The organism is Micromonospora marina, from assembly GCF_900091565.1.
GTDB classification, from domain to species: Bacteria; Actinomycetota; Actinomycetes; order Mycobacteriales; family Micromonosporaceae; genus Micromonospora; species Micromonospora marina.
Genome location: NZ_FMCV01000016.1, coordinates 20,233 through 45,411 on the forward strand (window position 1 = coordinate 20,233; position 25,179 = coordinate 45,411).

The following is a 25,179-nucleotide window of genomic DNA, read 5'->3' on the forward strand; positions in this document are numbered from 1 at the left end:
TGAGGTAGGTCCACGGTGAGCAACGAGGACGAGAGGTACGTCGAGTACCTGAAGCGTACGACCTCGGAGCTGCGGCGTACCCGGCGTCGGCTGCGCGAGCTGGAGAGCCGGGACTCCGAGCCCATCGCCATCGTGGCGATGAGCTGCCGCTACCCGGGTGGCGTCGACAGCCCCGAGGCGCTGTGGCAGCTCGTGCACGACGGCGGCGACGGGATCGGGCCGTTCCCCGCCGACCGGGGCTGGGACCTGGAGAACCTCTTCCACCCCGATCCCGACCACCCGGGCACCAGTTACGTGCGCGAGGGCGGCTTCGTCTACTCCGCCGCCGACTTCGACGCCGACCTGTTCGGCATCTCGCCCCGCGAGGCCGTCGCCATGGACCCGCAGCAGCGGCTGCTGCTGGAGGCATCCTGGGAGGCGTTCGAGCGGGCCGGGCTGCCGCTGCCGGCCGTCCGGGGCAGCCGTGCCGGCGTCTTCGTCGGGGCGTCGTCGCACGGCTACGACGGCATGATGGCGCAGGCCGAGAACGGCGAGGGCCACCTGCTCACCGGCAACGCCACGAGTGTCATCTCCGGCCGCGTCGCGTACACCCTCGGGCTGGAGGGGCCGGCGGTCACCGTCGACACCGCCTGCTCGTCCTCGCTCGTCGCCATCCACCTGGCCGCGCAGGCCCTGCGCAACGGCGACTGCGAGCTGGCCCTGGCGGGCGGCGTGACGGTGATGCCCACCCCGGCGGTCTTCGTCGGCTTCAGCCGGCAGCGCGGTCTCGCCGCCGACGGGCGGTGCAAGGCGTTCGCCGCCGCCGCGGACGGCACCTCGTGGTCCGAGGGCGTCGGCATGCTGCTGCTCACCCGGCTCTCCGACGCGCAGCGGCACGGCTACCCGGTGCTCGCCGTGGTACGCGGTAGCGCGGTCAACTCCGACGGCGCGTCCAACGGGCTCAGCGCCCCGCACGGCCCCTCCCAGGTGCGGGTCATCCGCCAGGCCCTCGGCAACGCCCGGCTCACGCCCGATCAGGTCGACGTGGTGGAGGCGCACGGCACGGGCACCCGGCTCGGCGACCCCATCGAGGCGCAGGCGCTGCTGGCCACGTACGGGCAGGACCGCGACGAGGCCGCGCCGCTGCTACTCGGGTCGGTGAAGTCGAACATCGGTCACGCCCAGGCCGCCGCCGGCGTGGCCGGTGTGATCAAGATGGTGATGGCGATGCGGCACGGCGTCGTGCCGCCCACCCTGCACGTCGACGAGCCGTCCCCGCAGATCGACTGGACCGCCGGGGCCGTCACCATCGCCACCGCCGCCACGCCGTGGCCGGCCGTGGACCGGCCGCGCCGGGCCGCCGTGTCGTCGTTCGGCGTCTCCGGCACCAACGCGCACACCATCATCGAGCAGGCCCCGGCTCCCGCCGAGACCGAGACCGAGCCCGAGCCGAGGGGCCCGGCGGTCCGCACGGTGGCCCCCGTGCTGCTCTCCGCCCGCTCCGACGCCGCGCTCGCCGCCCAGGCGGGCCGCTGGGCCGCCCGGTTCGCCGACGACGACACCCTGCGCCCGCTCGACGTGGCCTTCTCGTCGGTGACCTCCCGCTCCACCCTGGACCGCCGCGCCGTACTGTCCGCGACCGGCCGCAACGACCTGCTCGCGGGGCTGCGCGCCCTCGCCGCCGGGGAACCGGCCGGCACCGTCGTGCTCGGCGCCGGCGCGCCGCGCGGCCAACTCGCGGTCCTCTTCTCCGGTCAGGGTGCGCAGCGTGCCGGCATGGGCCGCGAACTGTACGCCGAGTTCCCTGTCTTCGCCGCCGCCCTCGACGAGGCGTGCGGGCACCTGGACAGGGCCCTGCCGCGCCCCCTGCGCGAGGTGCTCTTCGCCGAGTCGGGTTCGGTCGAGGCGGAGTTGTTGGACCGGACGGTGTTCACGCAGGCCGGGCTGTTCGCCGTCGAGGTGGCGTTGTTCCGGCTGGTCGAGTCCTTCGGCGTCGCCCCCGACCTGGTCGGCGGCCACTCGGTCGGCGAGGTCACGGCCGCGCACGTGGCCGGGGTGTTGTCGCTGGAGCACGCCTGCGCGTTGGTGGCGGCGCGGGGCCGGTTGATGCAGGCGTTGCCCGCCGGTGGTGGGATGCTGGCCGTCGCGGCGGCTGAGGCCGAGGTGGCGGCCACCCTGGACGGGTTGGCCGGTGTGGGGATCGCGGCCGTGAACGGGCCCGCGTCGGTCGTGGTCTCCGGCGCCGTCGAGGCCCTCGACGAGGTGGAGCGGGTCTGGCGTGAGCGGGGCGTCCGCACACGTCGGCTCGCGGTCAGTCATGCGTTCCACAGTCCGTTGATGGAGCCGATGCTCGTCCGGTTCCGCGCGGTGCTCGACAAGCTCACCTTCGCCGCGCCGTCGCTGCCGGTCGTGTCGAACGTGACCGGGGCGCCGGCCGACACCGACGAGATCCGCACGCCCGACTACTGGGTGCGGCACGTGCGCGAGGCCGTACGTTTCGCCGACGGGGTGGCGGCGCTGCGCGCTGCCGGGGTGGACACGTTCCTGGAGGTCGGCCCGCGTAGCGTGCTGACCGCGATGGTCGGCGACATCCTGCCCGCCGAGGACGCCGTGCTGGCCGTCGCCGCGCAGCGCGCGGACCGGCCCGCCGTGCACGGGCTGCTGGCCGGGCTGGCCGAGTTGCATGTGCACGGGGCGGCCGTCGACTGGCGGCAGTGGTTCGTCGACACCGGCGCGCGGCGGGTGGACCTGCCCACGTACGCGTTCCAGCACCAGCGCTACTGGCCCGAGGCCGGCGGCAGCGCCGTGACCGCCGTGCCGGGCGACGCCGCCGAGGGAGACTTCTGGGCGGCCGTCGAGCGTGGCGACCTGACCGGGGTCGCCGCCCACCTGGCCGTGCAGGACGATCCCGCGGCAGTGGAGGCCCTCGCCCCGGCCGTACCGGTGCTGTCGTCGTGGCGGCGGGCCCGGCAACGCGACGCCGTGGTGGACGGCTGGACCTACCGGGTCGAGTGGGAGCCCGTACGCCCCGCCGCCGTGCCGGCGCTGACCGGCCGCTGGCTCGTCGTCACCGCCGACAACGACGACGCCGGGGCGGCCGGCACGCTGACCGGTGCCGGCGCGCCCGTCGACACCCTGACCGTCGCCCCGGGCGTCGATCGCGCCGAGCTGACCGGACTGCTGCACGGCCACGGCGAGCAGGGCTGGACCGGCGTGCTCTGCGTGCTGCCCGCGACCGACCGGGCGCTGCCGGACGCCCCGGCCGTCTCCGTCGGCGCCGCGCTGCTGCTCACCCTCACCCAGGCGCTCGCCGACGCCGGACTGCCCGGCCGGCTCTGGTGCCTCACCCGGGGTGCCGTGCGCGCCGGGGCCGGCGAGACCCTCACCGACCCGTGGGCCGCCCTGGCCTGGGGCCTCGGGCGGGTCGTCGCCCTCGAACAGCCGGACCGCTGGGGCGGACTGGTCGACCTGCCCGCCCGCGCCGACCGCGCCACGGCCGCCGCGCTGCTCGCCGTCCTCGCCGACGCCGGGCACGACCAGGTGGCGATCCGCCCCCAGGGCGTCCTCGGCCGGCGGCTGGTGCCGGCCGTGCCGCCCGTGGGTGCGGGTTGGCGGCCTGCCGGGACGGTGCTGGTGACCGGTGGTACGGGTGCGTTGGGTCGGCATGTGGCGCGCTGGTTGCTGGCGAACGGGGCCGGTGAGGTGGTGCTGGCTTCGCGGCGGGGTCCGGGGGCGCCGGGTGCGGCGGAGTTGGTGGCCGAGTTGGGTGCGGTGCGGGTGGTGGCGTGTGACGTCACCGACCGGGTGGCGGTCGAGGCTCTGGTCTCCGGGCTGCCGGAGCTGACCGCCGTCGTGCACACCGCCGGCGTGATCGACGACGGCGTCCTCGACGGGCTCGACCTGACCCGGATGCAGGCCGTCCTCGACGGCAAGGTCCGCGCCGCCCGGGTCCTGCACGAGGCCACCGCCCACCGCGACCTCGACGCGTTCGTGTTCTTCTCCTCCCTCGCCGGCGTCATCGGCAGTGCCGGGCAGGGCAACTACGCGGCGGCCAACGCCTATCTCGACGCGTTCGCGGCCTGGCGACGCGACCAGGGCCTGCCCGCCACCGCCATCGCCTGGGGCGCCTGGGCCGAGGACGGCATGGCCGCCGCGCTGACCGCCCGGCTCGCCCGGGGCGGCGTCGACGCGCTCCCCGCCGCCGAGGCCGTCACCGCCCTCGGCCGGCTGGTCAACACCGCCGAACCGGCGGTCACCGTCGCCGCCGTCGACTGGGGACGCCTCGCCGCCTCCTGGGGCCGGCCCACGCCACTGATCGCCGCGCTGCCCGGGGTGCCCGCCGTGCCCACCGGCCCCGCCCGCGCCGTGGTGGTCGGCCGGTCCCTGCCGCAGCTCGCCGACCTCGTACGCACCCAGGCCGCCGTCGTGCTCGGCTACCCGGCCGGCCAGCCGCTGCCCGAGCGCACCTTCCGTGACCTCGGCTTCGACTCGCTCACCGCCGTCGAGCTGCGCAACCGGCTGACCGCCGAGACCGGCATGACCCTGCCCGCCACGCTGGTCTTCGATCACCCCACAGTCGCCGAACTCGCCGCCCACCTGTACGGCCTCACCGCCGGGCACACCACCGGTGAGGTGGTCGCCGACGGCACCGGCCGCGACCGCGAACCGATCGCCATCGTCGCGATGAGCTGCCGCTTCCCCGGCGGGGTCACCTCGCCCGAGCAGCTCTGGGACCTGCTGGCCACCGGCACCGACGCGCTGAGCCTGATGCCCGGCGAGCGCGGCTGGAACCTCGCCGAGCTGTACCACCCCGACCCCGAGCATCTCGGTACCAGCTACGTCCGGGAGGGCGGCTTCGTCGCCGGCGCCGGCGAGTTCGACCCGGCGTTCTTCGGCATCAGCCCTCGCGAGGCCCTCGCCATGGACCCGCAGCAGCGGCTGCTGCTGGAGGCCACCTGGGAGGCGTTCGAGCGGGCCCGGATCGACCCGACCGCCCTGCGCGGCAGCCGCACCGGCGTGTACGTCGGCACCAACGGCCAGGACTACGGCTCGCTGCTGATGGCCACCGGGGACGTCGACGAGAACTACCTCGCCACCGGCACCTCCGCCAGCGTCATCTCCGGCCGGCTGGCGTACACCTTCGGACTGCACGGCCCGGCCGTCACCGTCGACACGGCCTGCTCGTCGTCGCTGGTCGCGATGCACCTGGCCGCGCAGGCCCTGCAAACGGGGGAGTGTGACCTCGCCCTGGCCGGCGGCGCCACCGTGATGGCCACCCCCGGCATCTTCGTCGGCTTCTCTCGCCAGCGCGGTCTCGCCGCTGACGGCCGGTGCAAGCCGTTCGCCGGGGCCGCGGACGGCACCGGCTGGGGCGAGGGCGTCGGCCTGCTGGTGCTCCAGCGGCTCTCCGACGCCCGCCGCGACGGCAACCCGGTCCTCGCCGTGCTGCGCGGCAGCGCCGTCAACTCCGACGGCGCGTCAAACGGCCTCACCGCCCCCAACGGCCCCGCCCAGCAGCGGGTGATCCGGCAGGCCCTCGCGAACGCCGGACTCACCGCCGAGCAGGTGGACGCCGTCGAGGCGCACGGCACCGGCACCACCCTCGGCGACCCGATCGAGGCGCAGGCCCTCATCGCCACGTACGGCCAGGACCGGCCCGCCGACCGGCCGCTCTGGCTCGGCTCGATCAAGTCGAACATCGGGCACACGCAGGCGGCGGCGGGTGTGGCCGGGGTGATGAAGATGGTGCTGGCGATGCGGCACGGGGTGCTGCCGCCCACGCTGCACGTGGACGAGCCCACCCCGCACGTCGACTGGAGCGCCGGCAGCGTCGAACTGCTCACCTCCGCCCGTCCGTGGGAGCCCGCCGACGGCGTACGCCGCGCCGCCGTCTCCTCGTTCGGGATCAGCGGCACCAACGTGCACACCATCCTCGAACAGGCCCCCGCCGACGAGCCGGAGCCCGGACCGGCGGCCGACGTGCCGACCGGGGAACTGCCCTGGGTGCTCTCCGGGCGCACCGTCGACACCCTCACCGCCCGCACCCGGGACCTGCGCGAGCACCTCGGCACCGTCGACGACGACGCGCTCGCCGACGTCGGCTGGTCGCTGGCCGCCACCCGCGCCGCCCACGACCACCGGGCCGTCGTCTTCGCCGCCGGCCGCGACGAGCTGGCCGCGTCCCTCGACGCGCTCGCCGCCGGCCGGCCCGGCCCGCAGACCGTCACCCGCGTCCCCGGCACGCCGGGCGAGGTCGCGTTCGTCTTCCCGGGCCAGGGATCGCAGTGGGCCGGGATGGCCGCCGAGCTGCTCGACACCGCCCCCGTCTTCGCGGAGACGTTCGCCGCCTGCGCCGAGGCGCTGCGCCCGTACGTCGACTGGTCACCGACCGACGTGGTGCGCGGCGCGCCCGGCGCACCGTCGCTGGAGCGCGTCGACGTCGTGCAGCCCACCCTGTTCGCGGTCAGCGTCTCGCTCGCCGCGCTCTGGGAGTCGTACGGGGTGCGCCCCGGAGCGGTCGTCGGCCACTCCCAGGGCGAGATCGCCGCCGCGTACGTCGCCGGTGGCCTCACCCTCGACGACGCGGCGGCAGTGGTCGCGCTGCGCAGCCGGATCATCGCCGGCATCGCCGGGGACGGTGGCATGGTCTCGGTCGCCACCACGGCCGACGAGGCCACCGCGACGATCGCCCGCTGGGCCGGCCGCATCGCCCTGGCCGCCGTCAACGGACCCACCTCCGTCGTGGTCTCCGGCGACGGCGCCGCCCTCGACGAGCTCGTCGCCCACTACGAGTCCCGCGAGGTGCGGGTGCGCCGCGTCCCCGTGGACTACGCCTCCCACTCCGCCCACGTCGAGCAACTGCGCGAGCAGCTCCTGGAACTGCTCGCCGGGCTGCGGCCCCGCACCGGCGAGGTCCGGTTCCGCTCCACCGTCGAGGGGGACTGGCTCGACACCGCCGCCCTCGACGCCGACTACTGGTACCGCAACCTGCGGCAGACCGTCCGCTTCGACGAGGCGGTACGCAGCCTCGTCGCCGCCGGCTACCAGACCTTCGTCGAGGTCAGCGCCCACCCGGTGCTGACGATGGCCGTGCAGGAGAGCGTCGAGCTGGCCGCCGCCGACCCGGGCGCGGTCACCGTCACCGGCAGCCTGCGCCGCGGCGAGGGCGGCCTCGGCCGCTTCCTGCGCGCCCTGGCCGAGGTCTGGGCCGGAGGTACGGCCGTGGACTGGCGGCCCGCCTTCGCCGGCCTCGCCGGGCGTCGCCTCGACCTGCCCACGTACCCGTTCCAGCGGCAGCTCTACTGGCCGCAACCGTCGACCGCACCCGCCCCCGCGGTCGGGACCGCCGGTGCCGTGGCCGACGACGAGGTCGACGCCCGGTTCTGGGCGGCCGTCGAGGCGGAGGACCTGACCGCGCTCACGGCCGAACTCTCCACCACGACCGAGTCGCGGCCCGTCCCGGAGACGGCGTTCGCCGACGTGCTGCCGGTGCTCGCCGCCTGGCGTCGCCGGCACCGCGACCAGACCACCGTGGACTCGTGGCGGTACCGGGACAGTTGGACGCCCGTCGCCCCCGACTCCTCCGGCGAGCCGGCCGTCACCGGCACCTGGTGGCTGCTCACCGGCCCCGACGACACCGGCGCGGCCGAGGCCGACTTCTGCGCCGAGGCGTTGCGGCGCCACGGCGGCACCGTCGTACCGCTGGCGCTGGACGCCGACCGCACGGACCGCGGGGCGCTCGCCGCCCGGCTGCGCGACCTCGCCGACGGCGGCCCCCGCCCCGCCGGGATCGTGTCGCTGCTGCCGCTCGACGAGACGCCCGCCCCGGCGCACCCGTCCGTGCCGGTCGGCTTCGCCGGCACCGTCACCCTCGTGCAGGCGCTCGGCGACGCCGGCGTCCGCGCGCCCCTGTGGTGCCTCACCCGGGGCGCCGTCTCGACCGGCCCGGCCGACCCGCTGCCGCACCCGCTCCAGCAGCTCACCTGGGGCTTCGGTCGGGTCGCCGCGCTGGAGCACCCGGACCGCTGGGGCGGCCTCGTGGACCTGCCCGACGAGCTCGGCGACGCGGCCGGCCGCCGCCTCGTGCGCGTCCTCGCCGGTGCCGACGGGGAGGACCAGGTCGCGCTGCGGTGGGCCGGCGCGTTCGGCCGGCGACTGCTGCACGCCCCGCTCGGCGACACGCCCGCCCCGCGCACCTGGCGGCCCTCCGGCACCGCCCTGGTCACCGGCGGCACCGGCGCGCTCGGCGGGCACATGGCCCGCTGGCTCGCCGCCAACGGCGCCGCCCACCTGGTGCTGGTGAGCCGGCGCGGCCGGCAGGCCGAAGGCATCGCCGACCTCGAGGCCGAGTTGGTCGCGCTGGGCGCCCGGGTGACCGTCGCCGCCTGCGACGCCGCCGACCGTTCGGCGCTCGCCGCCGTCCTCACCGACCTGCCGTCCGAGCACCCGCTGACCACCGTCGTGCACACCGCAGCCGTGCTCGACGACTCGGTGATCAACTCGCTGACGCTGGACCAGGTCGACTACGCGCTCAGCGCGAAGGTCACCGCCGCGCTGAACCTGCACGAGCTGACCCGCGAGCTGGACCTCGACGCGTTCATCCTGTTCTCGTCGATGGCCGGCACCGTCGGCAGCTCCGGTGTGGGCAACTACGCCCCCGGCAACGCGTTTCTCAACGCCCTCGCCGAGCACCGCCGCGCCCTCGGCCTGCCCGCCACCTCCATCGGTTGGGGCGCCTGGGGCGGCGGCGGCATGGCCGACGGCGAGTTCGGCCGGATGCTGCACCGCCACGGCGCACCCGAGATGCCGCCGCGGCTCGCCGTCGCGGCCCTGCACCAGGCCGTCGAGCACGACGAGACGTTCCTGACCATCTCGAACATCGCCTGGGACCGGTTCTTTGTCGCGTTCACCGCGACCCGACCCGGCCCGCTGATCTCGGAGATCCCCGAGGCGCAGCGGTTGCAGGCCACCAAGGGACTCGCCGAGACGAAGGAGACCGACGAGGCCGGCCCGGCCGGCGCGTTCATCCGGATGAGCGCCGCCGAGCGCCAGCAGGCGCTGCTCGACCTGGTCCGCGATCAGGCGGCCATGGTCCTCAGGTACGCCGACGGCCAGGCCGTCGACCCGCACCACGCGTTCCGCGACCTCGGCTTCGACTCGGTGACCGCGGTGGAGCTGCGTAACCGGCTCGCCACCGCCACCTCGCTGCGGCTGCCGGTGACCCTGGTCTTCGACTACCCGTCGCCGACCGCGCTCGCCCGGCACCTGCACGAGGAACTGGGCGGGGAGGCCGCCGTGGCCGTCGCGGCGGCCCCGGTGGCGCTCGGCGAAGACGAGCCGGTGGCCATCGTGGCCATGTCCTGCCGCTTCCCCGGCGGAGCCAACGATCCCGAACGGTTCTGGCAGATGCTGCACGCCGGCCGCGACGCCGTGTCGGACCTCCCCGGCGATCGGGGTTGGGACGTCGAGCGCCTCTACGACCCCGACCCCTATTCCACCGGCACCTCCTACGTCCGCAGCGGCGCCTTCCTCTACGAAGCGGCGGAGTTTGATGCCGGTTTCTTCGGGATTTCCCCCCGCGAGGCGTTGGCGATGGATCCGCAGCAGCGGTTGTTGCTGGAGGTTTCGTGGGAGGTGGTCGAGCGGGCAGGGGTTGAGCCTGGGGTTCTGCGGGGTTCGCGAACAGGGGTGTTCGTGGGCACGAATGGTCAGGACTATGGGGCCCTGCTGATGGCGGCGGGGGACCAGGCCGAAGGCTTCGCGGCCACGGGCAACGCCGCGAGTGTGGTGTCGGGCCGGGTGGCGTACGCGTTGGGGTTGGAGGGGCCGGCGGTGTCGGTGGACACGGCGTGTTCGTCGTCGCTTGTGGCGTTGCACCTGGCGGTGCAGTCGCTGCGGCGTGGCGAGTGCGACCTGGCTCTCGCCGGCGGCGTGACCGTGATGGCGACGCCCGGGCTGTTCGTGGAGTTCTCCCGGCAGCGGGGTCTCGCGGCCGACGGTCGGTGCAAGGCGTTCGCGGCGGGCGCGGATGGCACGGGCTGGGGTGAGGGTGTGGGTGTGCTGCTGGTGGAGCGGTTGTCGGACGCGCGGCGCAATGGTCATGAGGTGTTGGCGATCGTGCGGGGCAGCGCCGTCAACCAGGATGGTGCGTCGAACGGGTTGACCGCCCCGAACGGTCCGTCGCAGCAGCGGGTGATCCGGCAGGCCCTCGCGGACGCCCGGTTGGGCAGCGCGGATGTCGACGTGGTCGAGGCGCACGGCACGGGCACGACGCTCGGTGACCCGATCGAGGCGCAGGCCCTGCTGGCGACGTACGGGCAGGAGCGTGAGGAGCCGCTGCTGCTCGGTTCGGTCAAGTCGAACATCGGTCACACGCAGGCCGCCGCCGGGGTGGCCGGTGTGATCAAGATGGTGCTGGCGATGCGGGAGGGCGTGGTACCGGCGACGCTGTACGTGGACGAGCCGTCCCCGCACATCGACTGGACCTCCGGGGCCGTCGAGCTGGCGATCGAGTCGCGTCCGTGGCCGGCCGTGGACCGGGCGCGCCGGGCGGCGGTGTCGTCGTTCGGCATCTCCGGCACGAACGCCCACGTGATCATCGAACTGCCCGAGGACCTGCCCACCGAGACCGCGGCACCCGAGACCGCCGCCGGCCGGAGCGCGGGGCTCGTGGCCTCCGACGTCGTCGTCTGGGCGGTGTCGGGGCGGTCGAAGCGCGCCCTGGCCGGTCAGGCGGCCCGGCTGGCCCGGCACGTGCGCGAGCACGGCGAGGTCGATGCGGCGGCGGTGGGCTGGTCTTTGGCCGTGACCCGGTCGGTGTTCGATCAGCGGGCGGCTGTGGTCGGGTCGGGTATGGAGGAGTTGCTGGCGGGGCTGGACGCTCTGGCGTCGGGGTCGCCGGCCGGCAATGTGGTCGCGGCGACGTCGTCGTCGCACGGTGCGGGCCCGGTGTTCGTGTTCCCGGGTCAGGGTGCGCAGTCGGCGCGGATGGCGGCGGGCCTGGTGGGTCGTACGCCGGTCTTCGACGCGCGGTTGGCGGAGTGCCAGCGGGCGTTGGCGCCGTATCTGGACGTGGACCTCGTGTCGGTGCTCACCGGTGACGACGAGTCGTGGCTGGCGCGGGTGGAGGTCGTGCAGCCGGTGCTGTGGGCCGTCGGCGTCGCCCTCGCCGCCGTGTGGCAGCACGCGGGTGTGGTTCCGGTGGCGGTGGTTGGTCATTCGCAGGGTGAGATCGGTGCGGCGTGTGTGGCGGGGATTCTGTCGTTGGAGGACGCGGCGAGGGCGGTGGCGTTGCGGTCGCGGGCGTTGACGGTGCTGCGGGGCACCGGGACGATGGCGTCGGTCGACCTGTCGGCGGATGCGGTGGCCGGGCGGCTGCCGGCGTTCCCGGGGGTCGGGGTGGCGGCGGTGAACGGTCCGTCGACCGTGGTGGTGTCGGGTCCGCCGCAGCCGGTTGCCGATCTGGTGGCGGCGTGTCAGGCCGACGGGGTGCGGGCGCGGTTGATTCCGGTGGACTATGCGTCGCATTCGGCGGCGGTGCAGGAGGTGGCGGAGCGGTTGCGCGCCGATCTGGCCGACGTGACGCCGCGGCCCGGCCATGTCCGGATGGTGTCGACGGTGACCGGTGACTGGGTGGACCCGTTCTCGATGACGGCGGACTACTGGTACGACAACCTGCGGCGGACGGTGCGGTTCGACGCGGCTGTGCGGGTGGCGGTCGAGGCGGGTCACACGACGTTCGTGGAGATCTCTCCGCATCCGGTGTTGACGATGCCGGTGACGGCGATCCTGGATGACGTCGGTGTCACCGGGCACATCCTGGGCAGCCTGCGTCGTGGTGACGACGATCCGACGCGGTTGCTGACGAACCTCGCCACCGCCCACACGATCGGTCTGCCTGTCGACCTGACGGCCGTCCTGGCCGAGACCGGCGTGGTGGCACTGCCCACCTACGCCTTCGAACGCAGCCGCTACTGGCCCACCGCCGTGACCGGGCAGGACGGCGCCGAGGAGACCCCGGACGGCGTCGACTCCGCGTTCTGGGCGGCCGTCGAGCGCGAGGACCTGACCGCGCTCGCGGAACTCACCGAGCAGGACGCGACGGAATCCGTGGAACGGCTGGGCGGGGCCCTGCCCGTGCTCGCCTTCTGGCGACGCCGGCAGCGCAACCGGTCCAGCCTGGACGACCTGCGCTACCGCAGCGTCTGGCAGCCGTACACCGGGACGCCCGTCAGCTTCCTCCCTGGCGCCTGGTGGGTGATCGCCGACGCGCGGCACCCGGAGGAGGGCGAGGCCGCCGTCGCCGAGCTGTCGCGCCGGGGCGCCGATGTCCGGCTGGTGTCGCTGCCGGAGAACCTGACCGACCGGGCCGCCCTCACCGCGCACCTGGGCGGTGTCACCCGAACCGCCGACGGGGGGCCCGCCCCGGTCGACGGGGTGCTGTCCCTGCTCGCCCTCGCGGACGGCCCGGTCGACGACACCCAGCCGGTGCCGCCGTTCCTCGCCCGGTCGCTCGCGCTGATCCAGGCGCTCGGCGACCTCGACGTCGCCGCACCGTTGTGGTGCGTCACCCGGGGCGCCGCCGGCACCACCCGGGGCGGCACCGCCGGCCGCCCGGAGCAGTCGCTGCTCTGGGGCCTCGGCCGGGTGGTGGCCCTCGAACACCCCGAGCGGTGGGGCGGCCTGGTCGACGTCCCGGCCACCCTGGACGACCACGGCTGGGACCTGCTCTGCGCCGCCCTCGCCGGTCTCGACGGCGAGGACCAGCTCGCCGTTGACGGCGCCACCGTCCTCGTCCGCCGGCTGGTGCGCTCGCCCGGCGGGGAGGCACCCACCGACGAGGCCGGCTACCCGGGCACGACGCTGGTCACCGGCGGCACCGGCGCGCTCGGCGCGGAGGTGGCCCGCTGGCTGGCCGCCCGGGGAGCCGAACACCTGATGCTCGTCAGCCGCCGCGGCGCGGACGCCCCCGGCGCCACGGCACTCGTCCGTGAGCTGACCGGGGCGGGCACCCGGGTGACCGTCGCGGCCTGCGACGTGGCCGACCGGGCCGCGCTGGCCAAGCTGCTCGACGAGGTGCCCGCCGACGCGCCGCTGACCAGCGTCGTGCACGCCGCCGGCGTGCTGGAGGACGGGGTGCTCGACGGGCTCACCGCCGACCGGCTCGCCACCGTCCTGCGACCCAAGGTGCTCGGCGCCCTGCACCTGCACGAGCTCACCCTCGGGCGGGAACTGCGCGCGTTCGTGCTGTTCTCCGCGATGGCCGGCCAGCTCGGCGCCGCCGGTCAGGGCAGCTACGCCGCCGCCAACGCCTACCTCGACGCGCTCGCCGAGCAGCGGCACCGTCAGGGCCTGCCGGCCACCTCGGTCGCCTGGGGCCCCTGGACGGCCGGCGGGATGGCCGCCACCGACCAGGCCGTCGAGGAGCGCCGCCGGCGTACCGGCGTGGCCCGCCTCGACACCGGGCCCGCGCTCACGGCGCTCGCCCAATGCGTCGCGCGGGGCGAGCCGGCGACGATGGTGACCGACATCGACTGGGCCCGCTACGTGCCCGGCTTCGTGGCCGTGCGGCCCAGCCCTCTCATCGCGGGCGTGGCCGAGGCACGGCGGGCCGTCGCCGAGCGGGCACAGGACACCGGCGTCTCCGCGGAGTCCCTGACCGCACTGCTCGCCGGGCAGACCGACGCCGAACGACGCAAGACCCTGCTGGAGCTGGTACGCGGGCAGGCCGCCGCGGTGCTCGGGCACGCGTCGATGGACGCCGTCGAGCCGGACCGGGCGTTCCGCGAACTCGGCTTCGACTCGCTGACCGCCGTGGAGCTGCGTAACCGGCTCACCGCGGCGACCGGCGTGCGGCTGCCCGCCACCGTGGTCTTCGACTACCCGACCGCCGCCGGGCTGGCCGAATACGTGCGGGCCGCGATCGTCGACGGCGGCGTGGCCGGGGTCGCACCGGTCTTCGGCGAGCTGGACAGGTTGGAAGCGGCACTCTCCGGCTCGGCACCGGACCGCAGCGCCCGAGTTCGGATCACCGAACGGCTGCGGGCGCTGCTGGCCTCCCTCAACGAGGCCGACGCCCCGGCGGACGGCGAAGCCGTCGCCGAGAAGCTCCAGGACGCGACGCCGGACGAGGTCTTCGACTTCATCGACCGCGAGCTGGGGATGTCCTGACGTGATCGCTGCTGCGACGACGGGTCAACACAAGGAGTGCGCGGTCCATGGCTGACGAGGCGAAGCTTCTCGACTACCTCAAGCGGGTCACCGCTGACCTGCACCAGGTGCGCCAGCGCCTGCGCGAGGTGGAGGCCGGTGAACAGGAACCGGTCGCCATCGTCTCCATGAGCTGCCGATTCCCCGGCGGGGTGCGCTCTCCCGAGGACCTGTGGGAGGTGGTCGCTTCCGGCCGGGACGTGGTCACCGACTTCCCCGAGGACCGCGGCTGGGACCTCGGGTCGCTCTACGACAGCGACCCCGAACAGAGCGGCACGTCGTACACGAGGCAGGGCGGCTTCGTCCACGACCTGGCCGACTTCGACCCGGGCTTCTTCGCGATCTCCCCCCGCGAGGCGCTGGCGATGGATCCGCAGCAACGCTGGCTGCTGGAGACATCGTGGGAGGCTCTGGAGCGGGCCGGCATCGACCCGCACTCGCTGCGCGGCAGCCGCACCGGCGTCTTCGCCGGCAGCACCGGCCAGGACTACGGCACCGTGCTGATGGGTGCCGCGCAGGGCCTGGAAGGGCACCTGATGACCGGCAACGCCGGCAGCGTGGTCTCCGGCCGGATCGCCTACACCTTCGGGCTGGAGGGCCCGGCGGTCACCATCGACACCGCTTGCTCGTCCTCGCTGGTCGCCCTGCACCTGGCGGGGCAGGCGCTGCGGCAGCGGGAGTGCACCCTGGCGATCGTCGCCGGGGTCACCGCCATGTGCACCCCGGCCGCCTTCGTCGAGTTCTCCCGGCAGCGTGGCCTCGCCGCCGACGGCCGCTGCAAGGCGTTCGCCGCCGCCGCCGACGGGACCGGCTGGTCCGAGGGCGTCGGCGTCCTGGTGCTGGAGCGGCTGTCGGACGCGCAGCGCAACGGCCACCCCATCCTCGCCGTGGTGCGAGGCAGCGCCGTCAACTCCGACGGCGCCTCCAACGGCCTGAGCGCCCCGAACGGGCCGTCACAGCAGCGGGTGATCCAGCAGGCGCTGGCCAACGCCGGCCTCGCCACCGGCGGCGTGGACGTGGTGGAGGCGCACGGCACCGGCACCCGGCTCGGCGATCCGATCGAGGCGCAGGCGCTGCTTGCCACGTACGGGCAGGACCGGGGGGACTCGGCGCCGCTGCTGCTCGGGTCGGTCAAGTCGAACATCGGTCACGCCCAGGCCGCCGCCGGTGTCGCCGGTGTGATCAAGATGGTGATGGCGATGCGGCACGGCGTCGTCCCGCCCACCCTGCACGTGGACGAGCCGACGCCCGAGGTCGACTGGTCGGCCGGCGAGGTGTCGCTGGTGACCGAGGCGACGCCGTGGCCGGCGGTGAGCCGGCCGCGCCGCTCGGCCGTCTCCTCGTTCGGGGTGTCCGGCACGAACGCCCACACCATCCTGGAGCAGGCTCCGGCGCCCCAGCAGTCCCCGTCGGCCGCCGCCGCGTTGCTGGTCGAGCGGCCGGTCGTGCCGGTGCCGGTGTCGGCCCGGGACGCGGCCGGCCTCGCCGCGCAGGCGGGCCGCTGGGCGGCCTGGATCGCCGCCGACGAGACCCTGCGGCCCCTGGACGTGGCCTTCTCGTCGGTGACCTCCCGCTCCGCGCTGGAGCATCGGGCCGTGGTTTCCGCGACCGGCCGTGAGGAGTTGCTGGCCGGGTTGCGTGCCCTGGCTGCCGGGCGGCCGTCGGGCGCGTTGCTCGTCGGGCAGGCGGCTGGGCGGGGCTCGCTGGCGGTGCTGTTCTCGGGTCAGGGTGCGCAGCGTGCCGGCATGGGTCGGGAGTTGTATGCCGAGTTCCCTGTCTTCGCCGCCGCCCTCGACGAGGCGTGCGGGCACCTGGACGGGGCTTTGCCGCGTCCTTTGCGTGAGGTGCTCTTCGCCGCCGGGGGTTCGGCTGACGCCGAGCTGCTGGACCGGACGGTGTTCACCCAGGCGGGGTTGTTCGCGGTCGAGGTGGCGCTGTTCCGGCTTGTCGAGTCGTTCGGTGTGGTGCCGGATTTCGTGGGCGGGCACTCGGTCGGTGAGGTGACGGCCGCGCACGTGGCCGGGGTGTTGTCGCTGGAGCATGCCTGTGCGTTGGTGGCGGCGCGGGGCCGGTTGATGCAGGTGTTGCCGACCGGTGGCGGGATGCTGGCGGTCGCGGCGGCCGAGGCCGATGTGGCGGCGGCGCTGGACGGGTTGGCCGGTGTGGGGATCGCGGCGGTCAATGGTCCGCAGGCTGTTGTGGTCTCCGGTGCCGTTGAGGCCCTCGACGAGGTGGAGCGGGTCTGGAAGGACCGGGGTGTGCGTACGCGTCGGCTCGCGGTCAGCCACGCGTTCCACAGTCCGTTGATGGAGCCGATGCTCGCTGATTTCCGGGCCGTTCTCGACGGGTTGGAGTTCGCCGCGCCGGTGCTGCCGGTCGTGTCGAACGTGACCGGTGCCCTGGCCGGCGATGAGATCCGCACGCCGGAGTACTGGGTGCGGCACGTGCGCGAGGCGGTGCGGTTCGCTGACGGGGTCGCCGCGCTGCGCGCCGCCGGGGCGGACACGTTCCTGGAGGTCGGCCCGTGTAGCGTGCTGACCGCGATGGTCGGCGACATCCTGCCCGCCGACGACGCCGTGCTGGCCGTCGCCGCGCAGCGCGCGGACCGGCCCGCCGTGCACGGGCTGCTGGCCGGGCTGGCCGAGTTGCATGTGCACGGGGCGGCCGTCGACTGGCGGCAGTGGTTCGTCGACACCGGCGCGCGGCGGGTGGACCTGCCCACGTACGCGTTCCAGCACCAGCGCTACTGGCCCGAGGCCGGTGCCGGGTGGACCGGCGACGTCACCGCCGTCGGCCTGCGCCCCGCCCAACACCCCCTGCTCGGGGCCGCCGTCGGCGTCGCGCACGCCGAGGGATTCCTGTTCACCGGCCGGCTGGCCCGGCGTACCCACCCGTGGATCTGTGACCACGTCGTCTTCGACACCGTGCTGCTGCCCGGCACTGGCTTCGTCGAACTCGCCCTCCAGGCCGGCGCGCACGTCGGCGCGGACCACGTCCGCGAACTCACCCTGGAGTCGCCGCTGATCCTGCCGGAAACCGGGGGCGTCGACATCCAGCTCTGGATCGGCCCGGCCGACGAGACCGGCTGCCGGTCCGTGTCGCTGCACTCCGTCCAGGACGGCGAGCCGGCCGAGGGCACGGGCGAGCGGACCTGGACCCGCAACGCCAGCGGCGTGCTGGCCAGCGGCCCCGCCACGCCGAGCGGCCCCGCCGGCTGGTCCGACCTGACCACCTGGCCGCCGCCGGGCGCCACCGAGGTCGGCACCGACGACCTCTACCTGAACCTCGCCGCCCAGGGCTACGACTACGGCCCGTCCTTCATCGCCCTGCGCTCCGCGTGGCGGCGCGGCGACGACCTCTTCGCCGAGTTGGTGCTCCCCGAGGCTCCCGCCGCCGAGGCCGGCGGGTACGGCCTGCACCCGGCCCTGCTCGACGCGGCGCTGCACACCCTCGGCCTGACCACGCCGGCCGGAGAGCCTTCAGGGGCGGGCATGCCCCCGGGGTACGGCCGGCTGCCGTTCTCCTGGAACGACGTCGCCCTGCACGGCGCCGGGGCCGCGGCGGCCCGCGTCCGGGTCTCGCACACCGGCCCCGACAGCATCTCGCTGCTGCTCACCGACGTCACCGGCGCGCCCGTCATCTCCGTCGGCTCCCTGGTCCTGCGGCCGGTCTCCGCCGACCAGCTCCGCACCGCCTCCGGCGGCGGCACTGAGTCGCTCTTCCGGGTCGAGTGGGCGCCGCTCGCGCTGCCGGCCGGGCCGTCCACAGTCGACTGGGCGGTCATCGGCGACGCCGCGGCGCTCACCGACGCGGTCGCGGCCACCGGCACGGCCGTGGCGGCGTACCCCGACCTGACGGCCCTGGCCACGGCGATGGACGACGGTACGGACGCGCCCCGCGTGCTGGTCCTTCCGTTGCTCGACCCGCCCGCGTCGGCGGACGTGCCGCGCGCTGTCGCCGAGGCGACCCACCGGGTGCTTGCCGTGCTCCAGCAGTTCCTCGCCGAGGAGCGCTACGCGGTGTCCCGACTGGTGGTGCTGACCTCGGGCGCGGTCGCCACCGACCGGGACACCGACCTGACCGACCTGGCCGGTGCCGCCGTGATCGGTCTGCTCCGCTCCGCCCAGTCGGAGAACCCCGACCGGTTCGTACTTGTCGACGTCGACGACGTGGCCGGCTGCGCCGCCGCGCTCGTCCCGGCCGTCGCGACCGACGAACCGCAGGTCGTGATCCGCGCGGGCGTCGCCGCCGGTGCCCGGCTCACCCGGGTTCCCGCCCCGGCCGAGCCGCCGGCCGCCCCGTTCGACTCCGACGGCACCGTCCTGATCACCGGCGCCACCGGCACCCTCGGCCAGCTGATGAGCCGGCACCTGGTCGGCACGTACGGCGTCCGGCACCTCATCCTCACCAGCCGGCGCGGCCGCGCTGCCGGGGGCGTCGCGGAACTCTGCGCCGAGTTTGAGGCGCTCGGCGTGGGCATCACCGTCGCCGCCTGCGACGTCGCCGACCGCGCCGCAGTGGCCGAGTTGCTGGCCGGCATCCCGGCGGAGCACCCCCTCACCGCCGTCGTCCACGCCGCCGGCGTCCGCGACGACGGCGTCATCTCCTCGCTCACCCCCGAGCGGATGGACGGCGTGCTGCGGCCCAAGGTCGACGCCGCGTGGCACCTGCACGAGCTGACCGCCGGCCTCGGCCTGAAGGCGTTCGTCTCGTACTCCTCGCTGGCCGCCACCGCAGGCGGCCCCGGCCAGGGCAACTACGCCGCCGCCAACGCGTTCCTCGACGGGCTGGCCCACCACCGCAAGGCGCGCGGCCTCGCCGCGCTCACCCTCGCCTGGGGCCTCTGGGCCGACCGCAGCGGCATGACCACCGAGCTGGACGACGTCCACCTCAACCGGATCTCCCGCTCCGGCGTCGCCGCCATGGAGGCCGAGGAAGGGCTTGCGCTCTTCGACGCGGCCTGCCGCACCACCGACGCCGCGCTCGTCCCGGCCCGGCTGGACCTCGCCGCGATGAAGGTGCAGTTCGCCGGCGGGAGCATCCCGCCGCTGTACCGGGCGCTGATCCGCACGCCCGCGCGCGCCACCGCGGCCACCACCGGCGCGTCGCTGGTGCAGCAGCTCGCCGGGCTCGGCGACGCCGAGCGGGCCGCCGCGCTGGTCGAGATCGTCCGTGGGCAGGCCGCCGCCGTGCTCGGTTACCCCGACCCGGCGGCCATCGAGCCGCGGCGGGCGTTCAGCGAGTTCGGCTTCGACTCGCTGACCGCCGTCGAGATGCGCAACCGGCTCAACAACGCCTTCGGGATGCGGCTGCCGGCCACCCTCGTCTTCGACTACCCGACCCCGCACGACCTGGCGGGCTTCCTGGGTACGGAGATCGCCGGCACCCCGGTCACCGTGCGCCCCGCGACGACCACCGTGCCGGTCGGCGACGACGAGCCCCTCGCGATCATCGGCATGGCCTGCCGGCTGCCCGGCGGCGTGTGGTCGCCCGACGACCTGTGGCGGCTGGTGGTCGACGGCGTCGACGCGATCAGCGACCTGCCGACCGACCGTGGCTGGGACCTCGACAGCCTCTACAGCCCCGACCCGGACGCCCCCGGTACCTTCTATGCCCGCGGCGGCGGCTTCCTCAGCGGCGTCGACCGGTTCGACCCCGGCTTCTTCGGCATCTCGCCCCGCGAGGCCCTGGCCATGGACCCGCAGCAGCGGCTGCTGCTGGAGACCACCTGGGAGTCCTTCGAGTCCGCCGGCATCGACCCGGCCGACGTACGGGGCAGCAGCACCGGCGTCTTCGTCGGCACCAGCGGCCAGGACTACGGCTCGCTGCTCGCGTACTCGCCGGAGGCCGCCGAGGGCTACATGCTGACCGGGATGACCAGCAGCGTCATCTCCGGCCGGGTGGCGTACACGTTCGGGCTGGAAGGGCCGGCGGTGTCGCTGGACACGGCCTGCTCCTCGTCGCTGGTGGCCCTGCACTGGGCCGGCCAGGCGCTGCGTCGGGGCGAGTGCGACATGGCCCTCGCCGGTGGCGTGATGGTGATGGCCACCCCGACCGCCTTCGTCGAGTTCTCCCGGCAGCGCGGCCTGGCCGCCGACGGCCGGTGCAAGTCGTTCGCCGCGTCGGCCGACGGCACCGGCTGGTCGGAGGGCGTAGGCATGCTGCTCGTGCAGCGGCTCTCCGACGCGCGCCGACAGGGCCGCACCGTGTACGCGGTGGTGCGCGGCTCGGCGATCAACCAGGACGGCGCCTCGAACGGGCTGACCGCCCCGAACGGCCCCGCACAGCAGCGGGTGATCCGGCAGGCGCTGGCGTCGGCGCGGCTCTCCACCGCCGACGTGGACGTGGTCGAGGCGCACGGCACCGGCACCACGCTCGGTGACCCGATCGAGGCGCAGGCCCTGCTGGCCACGTACGGGCGGGAGCGGCCCGCCGACCGGCCGCTGCTGCTCGGCTCGATCAAGTCGAACATCGGTCACGCCCAGGCCGCCGCCGGGGTGGCCGGTGTGATCAAGATGGTGCAGGCCATCCGACACGGCCTCGTCCCGGCGACGCTGCACGTGGACGAGCCGTCCCCGCACATCGACTGGACCTCCGGCGCCGTCGAGCTGGCCACGGAGTCGCGGCCGTGGCCGGCGGTGGACCGGCCGCGCCGCGCGGCGGTGTCGTCGTTCGGCATCTCCGGCACGAACGCCCACGTGATCATCGAGCAGGGTGACGAGCCGGTCGACGCCGCACGCGTGGACACTCGGCCCGGCCTCGTGGATTCCGGCGTCGTGGCATGGCCGCTGTCGGGGCGGTCGAGGGAAGCCCTGACCGGCCAGGCGGCCCGGCTGGCCCGGCACGTACGCGAGCACGGCGAGGTCGATGCGGCGGCGGTGGGCTGGTCCCTGACGACGACCCGGTCGGTGTTCGACCAGCGGGCGGCTGTGGTCGGGTCGGGTATGGAGGAGTTGCTGGCGGGGCTGGACGCTCTGGCGTCGGGGTCGCCGGCCGGCAATGTGGTCGCGGCGACGTCGTCGTCGCACGGTGCGGGCCCGGTGTTCGTGTTCCCGGGTCAGGGTGCGCAGTCGGCGCGGATGGCTGCGGGTCTGGTGGGTCGTACGCCGGTCTTCGACGCGCGGTTGGCGGAGTGTCAGCGGGCGTTGGCGCCGTATCTGGATGTGGACCTTGTTGCGGTGTTGACCGGTGACGACGAGTCGTGGTTGGCGCGGGTGGAGGTCGTGCAGCCGGTGCTGTGGGCCGTCGGCGTCGCCCTCGCCGCCGTGTGGCAGCACGCGGGTGTGGTTCCGGCTGCGGTGGTCGGTCACTCGCAGGGTGAGATCGGCGCGGCGTGTGTGGCGGGGATCCTCAGCCTGGAGGACGCGGCGAAAGCGGTGGCGTTGCGGTCGCGGGCCCTGACCGCGCTGCGGGGCACCGGGACGATGGCGTCGGTCGACCTCCGCGCGGACGCGGTGACGGAGCGGCTGCCGGGCTTCCCCGGGGTGGGCGTCGCGGCGGTGAACGGTCCGTCGACCGTGGTGGTGTCGGGTCCGCCGCAGCCGGTCGCCGACCTGGTGGCGGCCTGCCAGGCCGACGGGGTGCGGGCGCGGTTGATCCCGGTGGACTACGCGTCGCATTCGGCGGCGGTGCAGGAGGTGGCCGAGCGGTTGCGCGCCGATCTGGCCGACGTGAGCCCGCAGCCGGGGCACACTCGGCTCGTCTCGACGTTGACGGGGGACTGGGTCGAACCGTCCTCGATGGACGCCGGCTACTGGTACGACAACCTGCGGCAGACCGTGCAGTTCGACGCCGCCGTGCGGGTGGCGGTCGAGGCGGGGCACACGACGTTCGTGGAGATCAGCCCCCATCCGGTGCTGACGATGCCGGTCACGGCGATCCTGGACGACGCCGGCGTCACCGGGCACACGCTGGGCAGCCTGCGCCGCGGTGACGACGATCCGACGCGGCTGCTGACGAACCTCGCCACCGCCCACACGATCGGCCTGCCCGTCGACCTGACGGCCGTCCTCGCCGAGACCGACCCTGTTGCCCTGCCCACGTACGCCTTCGACCACCAGCGGTACTGGGTCGAGCCGCCGGCGCACCGGGCCCAGGACGTCAGCTCCGCCGGTCTCCAGGACGCCGGGCATCCGCTGCTCAGCGCCACGCTGACGTTCCCCGACAGCGAACGGATGGTCTTCACCGGGCGGCTGTCGGTGCGTACCCACCCGTGGCTCGGCGAGCACCGGGTGATGGACAACATCCTGCTGCCCGGCACCGCCTTCGTGGAGCTCGCCACGTACGCCGGTGCGCAGGCCGGCTGCCCGACGGTGGAGGAGCTGACGCTGCTCGCCCCGCTCGTCCTGCCCGAACTCGGCGCGCTCCAGGTGCAGCTGACGGTCGGCGACCGCGACGACGACGGGCGGCGCACCGTCCAGCTCTACTCCCGGCCCTACCGGGACGGCTCCGACGAGATCCTCGCCGACGTCGCCTGGACCTGCCACGCCACCGGCCTGCTCGGCCCGCAGCCCGCCGACGCCGCGCCCGCCTTCGACCTGGGGGTGTGGCCGCCGCCCGGCGCGACGCGCGTGGAGTCCGACGACTTCTACTCCGGCATCGAGGCGACCGTCTTCGGGTACGGGCCGGCGTTCCGGGGCCTGCGCGCCGCGTGGACCCGCGACGACGAGGTCTTCGCCGAGGTCGAGCTGCCCGCCGGCCACCACGCCGAGGCCGGCCGCTTCGGCGTGCACCCGGCGCTGCTGGACGGCGCGCTGCAGGCCATGTCGATCGGCGGCTTCCTCGGCCGGATGGGCGACGGCGCCGACGCCGGCGCGCCCCGTCTGCCGTTCGCCTGGACCGGGGTCTCCCTGCTCGCCGCCGGGGCCACCGCCCTGCGCGTGCGCGTCGCCGCGGCCGGCGAGGTCGGCGTCTCCTTCCAGGTGGCCGACGCCACCGGCGCCCCGGTGCTGCACGTCGACTCGCTGATCATGCGCCGTGTCTCCGGGGACTCCCTCGGCGCGGCCCGCTCCGGCCGGCACGAGTCGCTGTTCCAGGTGGACTGGCCTGTGCTCCCGGTGCCCACCGGCCCCGTGCCGGCGGCCATCCGCTGGGTGGCGCTCGGCGACGACCTGGTGCTCAGTGCGGCCTGCGAGGCGGCCGGCGCCCGGGTGCGTACCGACGTCGGGCTCGACACCCTCGGCGACCTGCTCGCCGGGGGTGAGCCGACGCCCGAGCTGGTGATCGTCCCGGTCGGCGACGCCGGGAACCCGTCGGACCCGGAGGTCGCCGCGCAGGCGCGCGCCACCACGCACCGTACGCTCGCCGCGTTGCGGACCTGGCTCGCCGACGACCGGTTCGCCGACTCGCGGCTGGTGCTCGTCACCCGGGACGCGGTCGCGGCGGGGGAGCAGGAGCCGGTGAACCTGCGCCAGGCCCCGGTCTGGGGCCTGCTGCGTGCCGCCCAGCTCGAGCACCCGGGCCGGTGCCAGCTCGTCGACCTCGACGACGCCCCGGACAGCGCCGCCGCGCTGGCCGCCGCCATCGCCTCCGGCGAGCCGCAGCTCGCCGTGCGCGACGGGCAGGTCCGCACACCACGGCTCGGCCGGGTTCCGGCCGGTGTGGAGCCGCTGCCCGGTGGGATCGACCCGGCCGGCACCGTGCTGATCACCGGCGGCACGGGCGTGCTGGGCCGCATCCTGGCCCGCCACCTCGCCACCAGCCACGGCGTACGGCACCTGCTGCTGGCCGGGCGGCGCGGCGCGGCGGCCGAGGGGATCGGCGACCTGGTCAGCGAACTCGCCGGCACCGGTACGGAGGTGACCGTCGCGGCCTGCGACGCCGCCGACCCCGAGGCCCTGTCGGCGCTGCTGGCCGGGGTGCCGGCGGCGCACCCGCTCACCGCCGTGGTGCACGCCGCCGGCGTCCTCGACGACGGCGTGCTGGAGTCGATGACCCCCGAACGGGTGGACGCGGTCGCCGTGCCGAAGATCGACGCCGCCTGGCACCTGCACCGCCTCACGGCCGACGCGAACCTCGCGGCCTTCGTCCTGTTCTCGTCGGCGGCGGCCACGCTCGGCAGCGCCGGCCAGTCGAACTACGCGGCGTCGAACGCCTTCCTCGACGCTCTCGCAGCGCACCGCCGGGCGCGCGGGCTCGCCGGCATCTCGCTCGCCTGGGGCCTGTGGGCGCAGGCCAGTGGCATGACGGGCCACCTCGGCGACGACGACGTGCGGCGGATGGCCGAGCAGGGCGCCACCGGCCTGTCCACCGAGCAGGCGCTGAATCTCTTCGACGCCGCGTGGCGGCTCGACGCGACAGCCGTCCTGCCGATGCGCCTGGACGTCGGGACGCTGCGCGGGCAGGCGGAGACCGGCACCCTCGCCCCCATGCTGCGGGCCCTGGTCCGGGTGCCGCTGCGACGCTCCATGGACGCCACCGGCGCCCGCTCCGGCGGGGTGCAACTCGGCCGGCGGCTCGCCGGACTGGCCGCCCCGGAACGGCTCAAGGTGGTGCTCGACGTGGTACGCGCGAACATCGCCGCCGTCCTCGGCCACGCCGGTGCCGACGCGGTCGACCCGAGCCGGCTCTTCACCGACCTGGGCTTCGACTCGCTCACCGCCGTCGACCTGCGCAACCGGCTCAACAGCCTGTCCGGCCTGCGGCTGCCGGCGACGCTCGTCTTCGACTACCCGACGCCGACGGCGCTCGCCGAGAAGCTGACAAGCGAGATCGCGGCCGACGCGGCGCCCTCCACCCAGCCGCTCTTCCAGGGCATCGACACGGTGGAGAGCCTGCTCACCGCCATCCCGCTCGACCCGGCGGCCCGCGCCCGGTTCACCGCCCGGATGCAGGACCTGCTCGCCAAGGCGTCCGACCTGGCGGCCGGGCCCGCCGTCGAACCGGACCGGCCAGACCTCGACTCGGCCAGCGACGACGAGATCTTCGACTTCATCAGCAAAGAGTTTGGAATCTCCTGAGATGACCAACCTTCGGATCGAGGCAGGGGCCAAC

General features: G+C 75.0%; 2 protein-coding genes. Both read left to right on the plus strand.

The genetic code is table 11. From position 1 onward, the window contains the following. Window positions 1-15: 15 nt before the first annotated feature. A complete protein-coding gene (locus tag GA0070215_RS18560; protein ID WP_091047927.1) occupies window positions 16-14,148 on the plus strand; it encodes a type I polyketide synthase in 14,133 nt (4,710 codons plus the stop codon). Window positions 14,149-14,195: 47 nt separating this feature from the next. Next, window positions 14,196-25,145, plus strand: a complete 10,950-nt coding sequence (locus GA0070215_RS18565; RefSeq protein WP_091047932.1) for a type I polyketide synthase — start codon at window positions 14,196-14,198, stop codon at window positions 25,143-25,145. Window positions 25,146-25,179 lie beyond the last annotated feature (34 nt).